The organism is Ancylobacter vacuolatus (assembly GCF_030813595.1).
Classification (GTDB): domain Bacteria; phylum Pseudomonadota; class Alphaproteobacteria; order Rhizobiales; family Xanthobacteraceae; genus Ancylobacter; species Ancylobacter vacuolatus.
Genome location: NZ_JAUSUH010000007.1, coordinates 167,856 through 182,426 on the forward strand (window position 1 = coordinate 167,856; position 14,571 = coordinate 182,426).

Consider the following 14,571-nt stretch of genomic DNA (forward strand, 5'->3'; position numbering starts at 1 on the left):
AATTCGAAGCGGTAATGTGTAACCCGTGTAAAACGGGTTGCCGTTACTTATGTCGCGCCGGCTCCACCGTATCCCCCAGAACAGAGCCTGACGCGCGCCATGTCGAAAGTCGCCGGTTGCTGAACGCTTATTCGAGCCTGACGGCGCGACTACCGTTCGGTCAGCAATAGCAGGCGATTGTTTGCGGATTATTTGAAAATATGAGCAAATGTAGCGTCCAGACAGGCGCAAGAGCCGGCGGGGGTATCATGTGCCCGCTCGGGCCGTCTGGAGTGAGACCTCTGGCGTTGCGGGGACGCCGGAGCGGCAGGCCACGGAGCTGTTTCTTTGCCGGCACGTCCGGATGAGCGCTTCGATGTATCCAGACTTGTTTGCCTGCTAACGGCAGACGGCATATTACCTATGGTGAGGTCCGATGCCCGCCGCGCGTCGAGCGGGGCGCGGACGTCTTCCTGGTGCCGTGTCGCGTGCATTAACCGGGAAGGCGGGGGCGAGTTCAGATGGGACGTGGCATGCGGCAGACAGAAGGCCTGGTGTTCGGCGACGTCATACTGGATCGCAGCTGCCTGTTTGCTCATCGCGACGGCAAGCAGATACGCTTCACCCGCAGCGAGCGATCGCTGCTTCTGGCCTTGTCCCGGAACCCGCATCGCCTGATGCGGCGCAGCCAATTGCTCGACGTCGTCGCGTCGGCGGATTCCGACACCTCGGATCGCAACGTCGATTTTCTCATCAACCGGCTGCGGTCAAAGCTGGGCGACAGTGCGAAAGCCCCCAAATATATCGCCACGCAATATGGCGAGGGCTATGTCTGGATCGCCACCCAAGCGCCGCCGGCGACGGCCAGGACGGGTCTGGCACCGGCCCTCAGCCTTCTGGCCATCGTCCCTGTCGTTCCCCGGCGCGACCAGGGACTGGGCACTCCCGCCGAGGTCATCGCCGGACAATTGCGCGACGCGATTGCAGCCAAGGTCGGCGCGGGCCAGACGGTGATCGTCGCCGGGAGCGAAGAGGGCGCGGGAGCGCGCTACGTGCTGCAGATCAGCCTTCAGGACAGCGGCGGCCGGCTGGACTGCGCCGCTTCCCTGCGGGAGATGTCCTCACGGCGCATCATCCGGGCGTCTCGGCTGGAATTGGGCGACGCCGGCGCGGCGTTGCTCCCGTCGGAGATCGAGCGCGCGTCCACACATATCAGCGAGGCCTTGCAGAGAAGTCTGGCCGAGGCCTCCGAAGGGCTGGGCACGCCCACCGACCAGCCACTCGACATCCGCTTTCGCAAGGCAACGACCCTGTTGTCGGCCTCCAACCCGAAATGGCTGGAGAAGGGCCTGCACCTGCGCGCGGCGCGGGAGCAGAACCCGGCCAGTGCCGACATTGCGCTGCAATGGGGCCTGCATCTGTTCGCGCGCCTCGTGCTCACCAATCCCTTCACCGGCATCAGCCGTGGCGAGCGCGACGATCTGGAGAGCGAGATCGAGGCGACCGCGCTTGAGTGCCTGCCGCGGGTCGAGAGCAATCCGCTGCTGATGCTGGCCGCCGCCAAGCTGCTCTATTTCGTCGATCGCGGCCATCTGGACCTGGCGGAGGACCTTGCCGAGCGCGCCTTTGCCCGCACCTCGGACTCTGCCGCCGCCTTGCCGCTGCTCGGGCAACTGCGGCAGGCGCGCGGCGAGTTCGCCGCGGCGGTGGCCTTCTTCGATCGCGGCATCGAGATGGCGGACCCCGATTCCGAGTTCGAACTGCACATGCACGTCCTGAAGTGCATCGCGTTGCTGGCGGCCGGCGACGGCGAGGCGCTGAAGGGGGCGGCGGCGTTCGCCTGCGATAGCCCGCATTCGCCGCCGGATCTCGCGGTGATGGTCGCCGCGCTGGTCACGCCGGCCGGCCAGCAACTGCCGGCAGTCGTCACCGATGTGCTGACCGCGGCCGGGCGCGAGGGGGCCCGCAACGCGATCGACTACACCTACATGACCTCGGTGCGCCATCTCACCTCGTCGCAGGCGCGCGCCAACATCCTGCGCGAGCTTGTCGGCCGTGTGAGCGCGCTGCACGGCAGGGATGTCGTGCCACCCTTTGTGCGGATGGCAACGGGCCTGGCCGCCGTGAGCTGAGCTCGGTGTCGCCGCAGCGCTTTTCGATGCGCCTTTCAAATAGTGCGCAAACAATTGCCTGCTAGCGGTGACGTCAGCGCCCGCCGCGCCTGCGTGAGACGATGCCACGGTATTTTACCGCCTGGCCAGCGACCTCACCCGCTGGCGTGACCGCCCCGCTTGCAGGCGACTACATTCCTGGAGACTGATGTCATGGCCATTCTCGTCTCGTTTGTCCGCCGGGGGGCATTGACGCTCGCCGCCGCCTTCTTGCTGTGTTCAACGGTGTTGCCGCTGCGGGCGCAGACTGTCCCCCTGACGCAGACTGTCCCGCTAATGCTTGGGGCGTTCCCGCCGGAAGACGTGGTCCCGCTCGCCGAGGGCGGAACGGAGCGGGCGCTGGCGGATCTGCCCGCCGCGATCGACAGCGTGCTGAAGCGCAGCGGCCTCCCGGGGGCGGCCATCGCGGTGGTGCAGGGCGACAAGACGGTGTTCGCGCGCGGCTTCGGCGTTCGTGAACTGGGCAAGCCGGCCTTGATCGACACGGACACCGTCTTCCAGCTCGCCTCCCTGTCCAAGCCGATCGCCGCTACCGTCGTCGCTACGCAGGTGACGGCCGGCGTGGTGAGATGGGACGACAAGGTCGCGCGGCTCATGCCCGGCTTCGCGCTTAACGACGCCTATGTGAGCGCCAATGTGACCGTGGGCGACCTGTTTTCCCATCGCTCCGGCCTGCCGCATGCGGCCGGCGACACGCTCGAGGATATCGGCTTCGACCGCGCCGCAATCCTGGAGCGCCTGCGCCTGCTGCCGCTGGCGCCGTTCCGTATCTCCTACGCCTATTCCAATTTCGGCCTCACCACCGGGGCCGAGGCGGTGGCGCGCGCCTCGGGCCAGTCATGGGAAGACCTGTCCCAGAAAGCGCTCTACGGGCCGCTGGGCATGACGTCGACAAGCTCGCGCTATCAGGACCTGCTGAAGCATGAGAACAGGGCGGTGCTGCACTCGCTGGAGGACGGGCGTTTCACGCCGCTCTACACGCGCGACCCGGACCCGCAGTCGCCGGCCGGCGGCGTGTCCTCCAGCGTGACCGACATGGCCAAATGGATGAAGCTGGTGCTCGCCAATGGCCGCCATGACGGGCGGGAGCTGATTGCCCCCGCCGCGCTGCTGCCGGCGCTGCGGGCGCAGGCCTTCAGCTCGCCGGCCCCGACCATCGGCGCCCGCTCCAGCTTCTATGGTTTCGGCTTCAACGTCTCGGTGGATGCCGATGGCCGACCCAACCTGTCGCACTCCGGCGCCTTTGGCACGGGGGCGGGCACGTTTGTGCGCTTCCTGCCGTCCGCCGACATCGCCATTGTGGTGCTGACCAATGGCGCCCCGGTGGGGGCCGCGGAGGCGATCGCCAGCCATTTCATGGACATCGTCCAGTATGGCGCGCCCACCCGTGACTGGTACGCTTTGTTCCATCCGCGGCTGATGGAATATAACGACCCGGCTGGCGATCTCGTCGGCAAGACGGCCCCCGCGGCGCCGGCGGCGGCCCGCCCGCTGGCCGATTATGTCGGCACCTATGAGAATGCCTATTTCGGCCCGGCGCGGATCACGCAGGACCAGGGCGGCTTGGTGCTGGCGCTGGGCCCCGGCACGCTGTCGATGAAGCTGACCCATTGGGACGCGGACAGCTTTGCGGTCGCCCCGCGCAGCGAGAATGCGCCCTATGGCTCGCTGTCTTCCGTGCGCTTCGTGGTGAAGGCCGGCAAGGCCGTCGAGCTGAAGATCGACTATCTCGACACCGAGGGGCTCGCCACATGGACGCGGTGAGCACGCCGTGAGCCGCCGACGGAATTAACGGACCGGAGACCTACGGCAGGCGACTCGTCGAGAGGGAACATCGGCGAGGCGCTCAGCCTCGCTCCAGAGGCGGACGGCAGCCGTTCAGGAAGAGCGCGAGGCCGCTTTCGATCGTGATCGCAACCCTGTCCTGCGTCAGCTCCCCGAGGCCAAGCAGACCGGTCAGCGGAATATCGACCGAAATGAGCTGCATGAACTGCGAGGCCGCCAGCGCCGGATCGGGCACCGACAGGTCGCCCCTCGCGCTCGCCTCGCGCAGGAAAAGCGCGATCCGCTCCTGGAGCACCTTTGGACCGGATTCGTAGAAAATACGTCCGAGCTCGGGAAACCGTGGCACCTGGGCGATGATGGTTCGATAAAAGGCGAGCGCGTCTGTCGTCGCGAACATCGTCATGAAATTGCGGGCGATCAGCCGCAGCGCTTCCTCGACATCTTCCGACTCTGAGGCCGAGCTCCAGATGGAGTGCGCCGTCTGTTCGCAGTTTTCCCGAACGAGGGCCGAGAACACCGCCTCCTTGCTTGGAAAATAGACGTAGAGGGTCGTCTTTGAAATCCCGGCGGCCCTGGCGATCGCGTCGGTGCTGACGGCATCATAGGGCAGCTCAAGAAACAGCGCATGCGCCGCCTCCAGCACCTGCCGCACCTTGGGGTTTTCCCGGTCGGGCAGGGCGGAAGCCTTGGCGCCCGGCGCGGCCCCCGCACCCGTGCCGCTGCCGACCCTATCCGCCTCCGGCGTGTCGACCTTCAAAGGGTGGCGAACCATGGCGGACCCCCATGCGCAACAAAATGAACTGGACTGTACAGTTCATCATTGACCGCGCCGGCAATATGCGTCAAGCGTAAAACTGAACTGAACTGACCAGTACAGCCAAGGCGGGTCCTCATGCGCGTGGGTCTTTCAAGCATAGCCGGGTCTTCGAGGCGCTGGCGGCCGAACCGGGCGGGGGCGCTCATGGCCGGCTTTCTCGCGCTCGTCACGCTGACCGGCTGCGGACCGGAACAGGCGCAGGCCCCGCGGGCACGGGAGACGGTCAAGGCGCAGCCGGCCGCCTTCCAGCCGGTCGCCCGCACGGTGTCGCTCAGCGGAACGGTCGCCGCGCGGGTGGAGAGCAAGCTCTCCTTTCGCGTCGCCGGCCGTATCGCCGAGCGCAAGGTCGATGTCGGCGACCATGTGAAGGCCGGCGATGTTCTGGCAACGATCGAGACGCCGGAGCAGGTCGCCGATGTGGAGGCCGCCAAGGCGACGCTGCAATCGGCCGAGGCGACGCTGGCGCAGGCGCAGAGCAGCTTCAAGCGGCAGCAGCAGTTGATCGCGAGCGGTTTCACCACCCGCAGCAGCTACGATTCCGCCGAGGAACAGCTGCGCCGCGCCGAAAGCTCGGTGGAATCGGCCCGGGCCGATGTCGGCACCGCCGAGGAACAGCTCGCCTTGACCGTTCTGAAGGCGGACGCCGACGGCGTGATCACCGCCCGCGACGCCGAGACCGGACAGGTGGTCTCGGCGGCGCAGACGGTGTTCACCCTCGCGCAGGACGGGGCCCGCGACGTGGTGTTCGATGTCTATGAGGCCCTGCTCGCCGATGCGCCTGCGAGCGACAGGGCGGAAATCCGGCTGCTCGCCGACCGGAACGTGGTCGCCACCGCCATCGTGCGCGAGATCGCGCCCACCTTCGACACCGCGACCGGCACCGTGCGGGTGAAGATGTCGCTGATCGATCCGCCGGCCGCCATGGGCCTCGGTGCCGCCGTGCTCGGCAGCGGCGCGTGGGCGAGCAAGGAGGTCGTCACGCTGCCCTGGACGTCGCTTGCCGCCGGTGAGGCCGGCCCGGCGGTCTGGGTCATCGACCCCGCGACCAACGCCGTGTCGCAACGCGCCATCACGGTGGAACGCTACAAGACGGGGGAAATCCTCGTCAGTGCCGGGCTGAAGGATGGCGAGCTGGTCGTGACGGCGGGCGGCCAGTTCCTGCGCGCCGGCCAAATTGTCTCCATCTCATCGGGAGAACCGTCATGATGGTTCGACGCACACTCGCCGCCCTGGTCGGGCTCGGCTCGCTGGTCGCGCTCAGTGGCTGCTCGGAGAACGAGGCGGCCCCGGCGCCCCCCGTCCGGCCGGTATTGTCGATGGTGGTGGCCCCGCAGGGCGCCGAGGCGGTCCGCTTCACCGGCACGGTCCAGCCGCGCTTCTCGCGCGATCTCGGCTTCCGCGTGCTCGGCCGAGTGGTCTCGCGCGATGTCGATGTCGGGCAGACGGTGAAGGCCGGACAGCTTCTCGCCTCGCTCGACCCGACGACGCTCACCCTCGCCGTCCGGCAGCTGGAGGCAGAGCTTGCCAAGGCGGAAGCCCAGCTCGTCTACGCAACCGCGACCCGCGACCGAAAGAAGGTGCTTGTCGGCCACAAGGTCGCCTCGCAATCCGATCTCGACACGGCGGAAGAGGCGCTCGCCGGCGCCGATGCCGCCGTCACCCGCGGCCGCGCCGCGCTCGACAAGGCGCGCGAGCAGCTGTCCTACACCCGGCTTGTCTCGGAGACCGATGGCATCGTCACCGCCACCAATGCCGAAGTGGGGCAGACGGTGAATGCCGGCGCGATCGTCATCACCGTCGCGCAGGCCGATATCCGCGAGGCCATGGTCGACGTTCCCGACGAGATGGCGCGGGCGTTCAAGCTGGGCGACCTGTTCACCACCTCGCTGCAGGTCGAGCCCAGCATCCATGCCGATGGGCGCGTGCGCGAAATCGCGCCGCAGGCCGACGCCGCCACCCGAACGCGGCGCATCCGCATCACCCTCGACGCCCCCCCGCCGACCTTCCGCATCGGCACGACCATCATCGCCTCGCCGCAGCAGATCAGCCGCAGCGGGATCGAACTGCCGCGCTCGGCCCTGCTCAAGGCCGATGACCGCACCTTTGTCTGGGTGGTGGACGAGCAGGCGATGACCGTCGCGCGCCAGCCCGTGGAGGTCGCGGATGCGGCTGGCGAAACGGTTCGGATCACCCGAGGGGTCGAGGCCGGGACCCGGGTCGTGACCGCCGGCGTGAACAGCCTCACCGAAGGCCAGACGATCAAGATCGATCCGGAGATGGTTCCATGAACGGCTTCAACCTGTCGGACTGGGCGCTCCGTCACCGCTCGCTGGTCTGGTACTTCATGCTGATCGCGTCGGTTGCCGGCGCCATGGCCTATTTCAATCTCGGTCGTGAAGAAGATCCCAACTTCACCATCAAGACGATGCTCATCACCGCCACCTGGCCGGGGGCGACGATTGAGGACACCGCGACGCAGGTGACCGACCGGATCGAGCGCAAGCTCGAGGAGATCACCACGCTCGACTACACCAAGAGCCAGACCTCGCCGGGCCGGACGACGATCTTCCTCAACCTGCGCGACACGACGCAGGGGCGCGCCGTCAACGACACCTGGCTGCGGGTGCGCAACATCCTCACCGACCTGAAGGGCGAACTGCCCGAGGGCGTGCAGGGCCCGTTCTTCAACGACGATTTCGGCGACGTCTACGGCAATATCTACGCCTTCACCTCCGACGGCCTCACCCAGCGCCAGCTGCGCGACTATGCGGAGGCGGCGCGGGCGCAGATCCTCACCGTGCCGAATGTCGGCAAGGTCAATTTGATCGGGGCGCAGGACGAGATCGTCTATCTCGAATTCTCCACCCCGCAGATGGCGGCGCTCGGCCTTTCCCAGCAGACCATCATCAATGCGCTGAGCGCCCAGAACGCCGTCGCTCCCTCCGGCACCGTCGAGGCGGATGGCGAGCGGATCTCGGTGCGGACCAACGGGCAGTTCGCTTCCGAGAAGGACCTGAGCAAGGTCAATCTCTGGATCAATGACCGCTTCTTCCGCCTGTCTGATGTGGCGACCATCACCCGCGGCTATGCCGATCCGCCGAGCTCGCTGTTCCGCTATGACGGGCAGCCGGCCATCGGGCTGGCCATCGGCATGAAGCCCGCCGCCAACCTGCTGGAGTTCGGCGAGGCGCTGTCGGAAGAGATGCGCCGGATCGAGGCCGAGCTTCCTGTCGGCGTCGGCGTGCATCTGGTTTCCGACCAGCCGCAGGTAGTCGAGGAGGCGGTCGGCGGCTTCACCAAGGCGCTGGGCGAGGCGGTGGCGATCGTGCTGGTCGTGTCCTTCATCAGCCTGGGCATGCGCGCCGGCCTGGTGGTCGCCCTGTCGATCCCGCTGGTGCTGGCGATCACTTTCGTGGTGATGGAATATCTCGGCATCTCGCTGCAGCGCATTTCGCTCGGCGCGCTCATCATCGCCCTCGGCCTGCTGGTGGATGACGCCATGATTGCCGTCGAGATGATGGTCTCACGGCTCGAAGTGGGCGATACGCTGGAGAAGGCGGCGACCCATGTCTACACCTCCACCGCCTTCCCCATGCTTACCGGCACGCTTGTTACGGTGGCCAGCTTCATTCCCGTCGGCCTGAATAACAGCAGCGCCGGCGAGTTCACCTTCACCCTGTTCGTGGTCATCGCGGTCTCGCTGGTGGTGTCGTGGATTGTCGCGGTGGTGTTCACGCCGCTGCTCGGCGTCACCCTGCTGCCGAAAGCCATGAAGAAGCACCATGAGGAAGCGGGGCGTTTCACCCGCCTGTTCCGCGCGGTCCTGCAGGGCTGCGTGCGCTTCAAATGGCTGACCATCGCCGCCACCTTCGCGCTTTTCGTCGGCTCGCTGGTTGGGATGGGGTTCGTGCAGCAGCAATTCTTCCCCTCCTCCGATCGACCCGAGGTCATTGTCGACTGGACGGCGCCGCAGAACGCCTCGATCACCGAGACCCGCGCGCAGATGGACCGCTTCGAGGCGACGCTGAAAGGCGACGACGACATCGCCTTCTGGTCGTCCTATGTCGGCGAAGGCGCGCAGCGCTTCCTGCTGTCCTTCGACGTGCAGCCGGCGAGCCCCAATTTCGGGCAGATCGTCATCATGACCAAGGGGCTTGAGGCGCGAGACCGGTTGATCAAGCGCCTCAAGGCCCTCGGCGAGCAGCAATTCGTCGGCACCGACGTCTTCGTTCACCCGCTGGACATCGGGCCGCCGGTCGGGCGCCCGATCCAGTACCGGGTCAGCGGCCCGGATGTCGCGAAGGTGCGGGCCTATGCCCAGGAGGTCGCCGGCATTGTCGGGGCCAACGAAAACACCGATCGCGTCACCTATGACTGGATCGAGCCGGGGCGCGTGGTGAAGATCGACATCCTGCAGGACAAGGCCCGCCAGCTGGGCGTGACCTCGCAGGACGTGGCGACGGTGATGAACGGTGTCGTCGGCGGATCGACCGCGACGCAGATCCGCGACTCCATCTATCTCGTCAACGTCGTCAGCCGGGCCCGCGCCACCGAGCGCGCCTCGATCGAGACGCTGGAGAACCTGCAGATTCCCACCCAGAACGGGCGGTCCTTCCCGCTCGCGGCGATCGCGACGTTCCATTACGAACTGGAGCAGCCGATCCTGTGGCGGCGCAACCGCATCCCGACGATTACGGTCAAGGCGGGCCTGGTCACCCCGGTCCAGCCGGCGACCGTCGTCGACCAGATCAAGCCCACGCTCGACGCCTTCATCGCCAGGCTGCCCCCGGGCTATCATGTCGTCACCGGCGGCGCGGTCGAGGAGAGCGCCAAGGGACAGGGCCCGATCCTCGCCGTCGCGCCGTTCATGCTGATCACCATGGCGACGCTGCTGATGTTCCAGCTCCAGAGCTTCCAGCGGCTGTTCCTGGTGGTGGCGGTCGCGCCGCTCGGCCTGATCGGCGTCGTCGCCGCGCTGCTGCCCTCCGGTGCGCCGCTGGGCTTCGTGGCGATACTGGGCGTGCTGGCGCTGATCGGCATCCTGATCCGCAACTCGGTCATTCTCGTCGTGCAGATCGAGCACCTGATCGGGGAAGGGATGGACAGGTGGCATGCCGTGCTGGAGGCCACCGAGCACCGGATGCGGCCGATCCTGCTGACGGCTGCGGCGGCCTCGCTGGCGCTGATCCCGATCTCGCGCGAGGTGTTCTGGGGCCCGATGGCCTATGCGATGATGGGCGGGATCATCGTCGGCACGGTGCTGACGCTGCTGTTCCTGCCGGCGCTGTATGTCGCCTGGTTCCGCATTAAGGAGCCGGATGGCGCGCCGGCCGCGACCACCGCTGAGGATGCGAGCCTGCGACCCGCGAGCGGCGGCGCCACGTGAACAGCGTTGCGGCGAGAGGGGCATGGGGGGCGGCCACCCGCACCGACGCGATGCTCGCCCCCTGGGCCGGAGCGTTTCCCGCCCGGCTTTCTCCATCACATGGCGCGGCATGTGGCGTCACAACGGCGTTCGTGCCCGGCAGCGCCTTCGATGTGAAGGTCGCCACGCCAGATGATCTGAAACTCGCCGAAGCCTTGATTGCGTTGAATGGCTGAGCTTCGGCGACCCGGCCCGAGAAAGCAGACCGGCAGGGTGCTCGCTGGATCGCGGCGGAGCGATGCCTCGATCATTTTCGAGCGAAGTGAGTTCCGGTTCGCCTGAAGAAACTGCGTAAAACAAAGATTAGAGCACGTCAGGTGAACCGGTTTTCACCGGACGCGCTCTACGTGCCGTCCAGGACGTCCGCGACCTTCGACAGCAGCCGCAACTGGCTGCGATCGATCATGGGATTCAACAGGTCGTTGCTTAAGAAGCCACGCTCCGTCCAGGCCCAGAGCGTGGAGGACAGGCGCTCGGAGTGGCCGACGAGCGGTGGAAACACCGTGCAGCAGCGCAGGCCCAGCGTTTCAAGGTAGCGGTCGATGGTGTCCTTCATCACGTCCTCTCCCTCAAGCCGATAGTCGGCCAGAGCCTGCAGCGCCTTTGGGCCATAAATGCCGAAGACCATGCCAGTGACCGTGTCGATCTCGACGAGCAGGCCGTCGCCATGCGGCTGCACGGCCTTTATCCGTCCCTGCGGGGAGAGGTCGGTTATCAGGCCGGAAAACAGGTCCCAATCGCTGGCCCTGGCATCCAGCAGCGCCAGAAGGGCCGGCAGGCGGACGTTGAAATCAGCGGGCAGCCGCGCGTCGTCTTCCCACACGACCAGCCGCTCGCATTGGGCCTGCAGGGCGCGGCGCGCCAGGTAGCGGTAGCTCAGCGCCGTGCCTTTCCAGCCGTCGACATGGCGCAGGCCGGGGAAGAGGATCGCGCCATGGCGCTGGCTCGCGCGCGCATGGGCAAATCGTTCCGGCGCTTCGGGCAGGCAGAGCACGGTGGCCGGCGCATCGAGGCGGGTCTGGGCCGTGGCAGCCTCGAAGGCCGCGTCATCCAATATGCCGACGCCATGAAGCGCGCGGGCCAACATGTGCGGCAGGCCCAGCGGCGAGCGGTCAGCCAGAGTCGGCCCGGTGGCGGTTCGCGCCGTCAGCGGCACATGGAAGATCTGATCCTGCGCGAGCCCGTTCCGCTGAAGCTCGGCCAGGCGCGGCAGCATTGCCTCGAAGACGGCCAGCGAGTGATGCAGGCGCGCCTGCAGGTCGATTGTCCAGCCATCGGCCAGTTCACGGGGCTCGACCAGCCACAGAAGGCGCCGTTCGGGTGGCGGCAGCACCTCGAAGGCGCGCGGGCTGAGCACCACATAGAGGTCGTCAGTGAAATCGGTGGGCATGGCCGTGAGCACGGTGCATCGCAGCGACATGCCGTCGATGAGGCGAGCCACCACCTGCGCCGCGCGGCGCAAGCGGTCCGGGGCCAGCACCGCGACCGTGCACACGCGCGCCAGCTGGCCGGAGGCGCGCAGCGCACGCAGGCGCACGCGATAATCCTGCACATCGAACGGTGCGGGTGTCCGTGGCGCGACGGACGGTGAGCCACCCCAGGCGCGCGGCAACAGGCGGCCGAGGTCGTGGGCCAGCCGGCGCAGCATTCGCCCGCTGCGCGGCGCCGGGGCGGCCACAGCCTCAGCGGCATTCATCTGCTGCGGCAGTGCCGTGCGGCACCGGGCGAGTTCGGCCGTCAGCGTGTCGATGTCGTCCCGCAACCGGCCGAGCTGCGCCTCCTGGGACTGGAGGCGGTCCTGGAAGTGGCGCAGGGCGGCCCGCAGCGTGTGGGCCGCCAGCGCGGTCCCACGATCGAAGGGGTCTTTTGGCGGGCCGGAGGGCGACGGCGTGTCCTTCACGGCGTCACGCCCGCCGCGTCAAGCAGCGCCCGCGGCAGAGCGTCCGAAGGGACCGGCCGGTACGTCCGGGCCTTGGCGCGCAACTGCGTGAGATAAGTGTCGTCCAGGCACAGGCGGCTGATCTCGCCGCGCCAGGCGGGCAGATCGCCGGGATCGAGCGCGGGCATCAGCCCTGCCGAGGCTTCGACAAGGGCCGGATGGTTCGACACTAAAACCGGCGTGCCGGCGGCCAGGCTCTCCGCCACCGGCAGACCGAAACCCTCGTTGAAGGATGGGAAGACCGAGAAGCGCGCGTGGCGGTACAGCCAGTGAAGCTGCTCGTCGCGCAGGGCCGCGGCCACCTTCAGGTGCGGCGCAAGCCGCCAATTTCTCTCCACCGCCAGCCGCACCGCGTCCACGCCCCAGCCCCAGCTTCCGGCCAGCACCAGCACCGGCAGGCGCGCGACCGGAAGCTGCTGCCGCAACTGCTCCCACAGGTTCAGCAGCAGGATGTGGTTCTTGCGGATTTCGATCGTCGAGCAATACAGCACAAAGGGCCGGTCCGGCGGCAAGCCGGTGGGCGGGCCGCCTGGCAGGGCGCGCGCGGTGTCGAGGCCCGCCGGCGAGGCCACGCGCAGGGGTGGCGCGGCGTGGCCCTCTTCCGCCAGGGCCCGCTGCACCTGCCGCGCCGTGTGCCGGGAGACCGCCACGAGCTGGTCCGCCTCGGCGATGACGCTGCGCATGTCGGCCGTATAGGCGCGCGGATCGCGGCCGGCGGTCCACTGCGGGGTTTCCCAGACCATCAGGTCGTGCACGGCCAGCACCACCCGCACCCCACGGGCGCGAAGTTCCTTGAAGACGGGCGGCGCCAGATAGTCCCACGGGTTGGAGACGCTCAGCAGCACGTCGCCCGGGTTTGGCGTGAACGGCGGGGCATCAAGGGGCAAGCCGTGCAGCTTGGTGTTCGCGCGGCGCTGCAGCCAGCGGACCAGCCGGCGCGGCACCCGCCGGCGCCGTTTGGAGACGGCGAGCTGAAGGGCGCCGAGCAGGCAAGCGCCGCGGCCGACGGGCTGCGGCACGCGCGGCGGCGGCCGCTTGCTGTTCGCCAGTTCGGCGTCGGCCATTCTGCCCATGCCGTCCGGCGAATTGGCCAGGAATTCCAGCTCCTGCCCGGTGAGCGGGCGGTAGCCACCCTCCTCCGCGCTGCGCCGAACCAGCTGCACGGGTACAGGCTGCGCCGCGAGCCGTTCGGCGGTGTGCTGTTCCACCCGCGACATGCCCACGGGCGAATGCCATCCCTTTTCCAGCGAGAGCGAGACATCGAACAGGACGGCCGGACCGGGCCGGCCCGCCCCGGCGGGCGGGGCGAGGAGGCGCGGGCACCAGCGGCCGTCCAGTACGGCCGTCAGCTGGGCCAGTATGCGAGGGGTGGCGAAATCACGCTCGGCCCGTTCGCGTCCGCTGCGGCCCAGCCGGTCGGCCAAAGCGGGATCGCGGTGCAGCCGCTCGATGGCATCGGCCAGCCCCGGCGCATCGCCTTCATCGACCAGCAGGCCGTCGACCTCGTGCCGGATCAGCTGCGCCGGCGCCCCGCAGGCGAAGGCGATGACCGGCCGCCCCTGCGCCCAGGCCTCGATGATCGAGCGGCCGAAGCTCTCCGGGCCCCCTTCCGTGGAGATGGAGGTGACGAGCACGGCCCGCGCCTGTCGCAGCAGCGCCGACGGGTCGGGCACGTGGTCGTGCAGGCTCAGCGTGCCCGCCGTGCCCGCCGCCGCCATCTGGGCCTGCAGCTCGGCATATAATTCGGGGATCGGCCGATGGCCGACGGATGCGATGCGCAGGTCGGGGCAGCGCGCCCGCAGCAGCGCTGCGGCCTCGATCAGCGACGCATGGCCCTTGAAACGGTTCACCGTGGCGAGGTGCAGGAAGGGCGCGTCGTCGGCCAGGTTCGGGGCGAGCGTCGCCGGAATGTCGACCGGGTTGGGCATCACCAGCGCCCGCATCGGGCCGTGTGGCCAGACATGGTCGGCGAGGTAGCCCGGCTTCTCCAGCACCGACCGGTCGGGCACCAGCACTGTGGCCCGGCGGACCTGCGGCAGCAGCCGCTCATGATCGAACCAGAGGAAGTCGTGCGCGGCCACGCAGGCGATGGCGTCCAGCCCCGGCAGCTGGTCTGCCGCCCGCGCCAGGATGCGCAGGGAATCGAGCGTATTGGTGAGGATGGCCGACGGCCGCAGCGTCAGGACGCGCCGCACAAGCGACCGAGCGGCGCGCGCGATGAAGTTTCCCCGCGTGGCATCCACGGCATGGATGTCCAGCCGAGGGTGCGCCATCTGCCGAAGCCGCTCGAGATGCAGCGTGTTGCAGGCGAAAACCGTGACCCGTCGCTCGGCGAGCAGCAGGGGCAGCAGGATTTCGACGTTGCGCTCGGCGCCGCCATATCCGGTGGCGACCGAGAGGATCAGCAGCGGCGGGCGGGCCGCAGGGGGGGCGGAATCGTGCAAGGGGTTTTCCT

Annotated in this window: 9 protein-coding genes; 6 read left to right on the forward strand and 3 right to left on the reverse strand. The window is 68.1% G+C overall.

What is annotated here, in order from left to right; all coding sequences use genetic code 11:
* The first annotated feature begins 533 nt into the window (after positions 1-533).
* Both J2S76_RS15985 and J2S76_RS15990 read left to right on the forward strand, forming a co-directional pair.
* A complete protein-coding gene (locus tag J2S76_RS15985) occupies positions 534-2,111 on the forward strand; it encodes a winged helix-turn-helix domain-containing protein (protein WP_307061889.1) in 1,578 nt (525 codons plus the stop codon).
* A 192-nt stretch (positions 2,112-2,303) separates the two neighbouring features.
* Positions 2,304-3,914, forward strand: coding sequence for a serine hydrolase (locus J2S76_RS15990; protein ID WP_307061890.1), 1,611 nt, complete (start codon positions 2,304-2,306; stop codon positions 3,912-3,914).
* An 82-nt stretch (positions 3,915-3,996) separates the two neighbouring features.
* Here the strand turns inward: J2S76_RS15990 and J2S76_RS15995 are convergent, their stop codons facing one another.
* On the reverse strand, positions 3,997-4,707 hold the full coding sequence (locus tag J2S76_RS15995) for a TetR/AcrR family transcriptional regulator (RefSeq protein WP_307061892.1): 711 nt from the start codon (positions 4,705-4,707) through the stop codon (positions 3,997-3,999).
* Positions 4,708-4,896: 189 nt separating this feature from the next.
* Here J2S76_RS15995 and J2S76_RS16000 point away from each other — a divergent pair, with 189 nt between their 5' ends.
* From J2S76_RS16000 to J2S76_RS16015, 4 genes are read left to right on the forward strand one after another with little or no spacing between them, the layout of a single operon-like run.
* On the forward strand, positions 4,897-5,958 hold the full coding sequence (locus J2S76_RS16000; protein WP_307061894.1) for an efflux RND transporter periplasmic adaptor subunit: 1,062 nt from the start codon (positions 4,897-4,899) through the stop codon (positions 5,956-5,958).
* Positions 5,955-7,040, forward strand: a complete 1,086-nt coding sequence (locus tag J2S76_RS16005; RefSeq protein WP_307061896.1) for an efflux RND transporter periplasmic adaptor subunit — start codon at positions 5,955-5,957, stop codon at positions 7,038-7,040. The genes J2S76_RS16000 and J2S76_RS16005 overlap by 4 nt, the downstream gene beginning before the upstream one ends.
* Positions 7,037-10,138, forward strand: a complete 3,102-nt coding sequence (locus tag J2S76_RS16010) for an efflux RND transporter permease subunit (protein WP_307061897.1) — start codon at positions 7,037-7,039, stop codon at positions 10,136-10,138. Before J2S76_RS16005 ends, J2S76_RS16010 begins: the two co-directional genes overlap by 4 nt.
* On the forward strand, positions 10,135-10,353 hold the full coding sequence (locus J2S76_RS16015; protein WP_307061900.1) for a hypothetical protein: 219 nt from the start codon (positions 10,135-10,137) through the stop codon (positions 10,351-10,353). The genes J2S76_RS16010 and J2S76_RS16015 overlap by 4 nt, the downstream gene beginning before the upstream one ends.
* Positions 10,354-10,520: 167 nt before the next feature.
* Here J2S76_RS16015 and J2S76_RS16020 read toward each other — a convergent pair whose 3' ends face one another.
* Both J2S76_RS16020 and J2S76_RS16025 read right to left on the reverse strand, forming a co-directional pair.
* Positions 10,521-12,077, reverse strand: coding sequence for a glycosyltransferase family protein (locus tag J2S76_RS16020; protein ID WP_307061902.1), 1,557 nt, complete (start codon positions 12,075-12,077; stop codon positions 10,521-10,523).
* Positions 12,074-14,560 carry a glycosyltransferase gene (locus J2S76_RS16025; protein WP_307061904.1) on the reverse strand — a complete coding sequence of 829 codons (2,487 nt, stop codon included), beginning with the start codon at positions 14,558-14,560 and terminating at the stop codon, positions 12,074-12,076. The genes J2S76_RS16020 and J2S76_RS16025 overlap by 4 nt, the downstream gene beginning before the upstream one ends.
* Between the last annotated feature and the right edge of the window lie 11 nt (positions 14,561-14,571).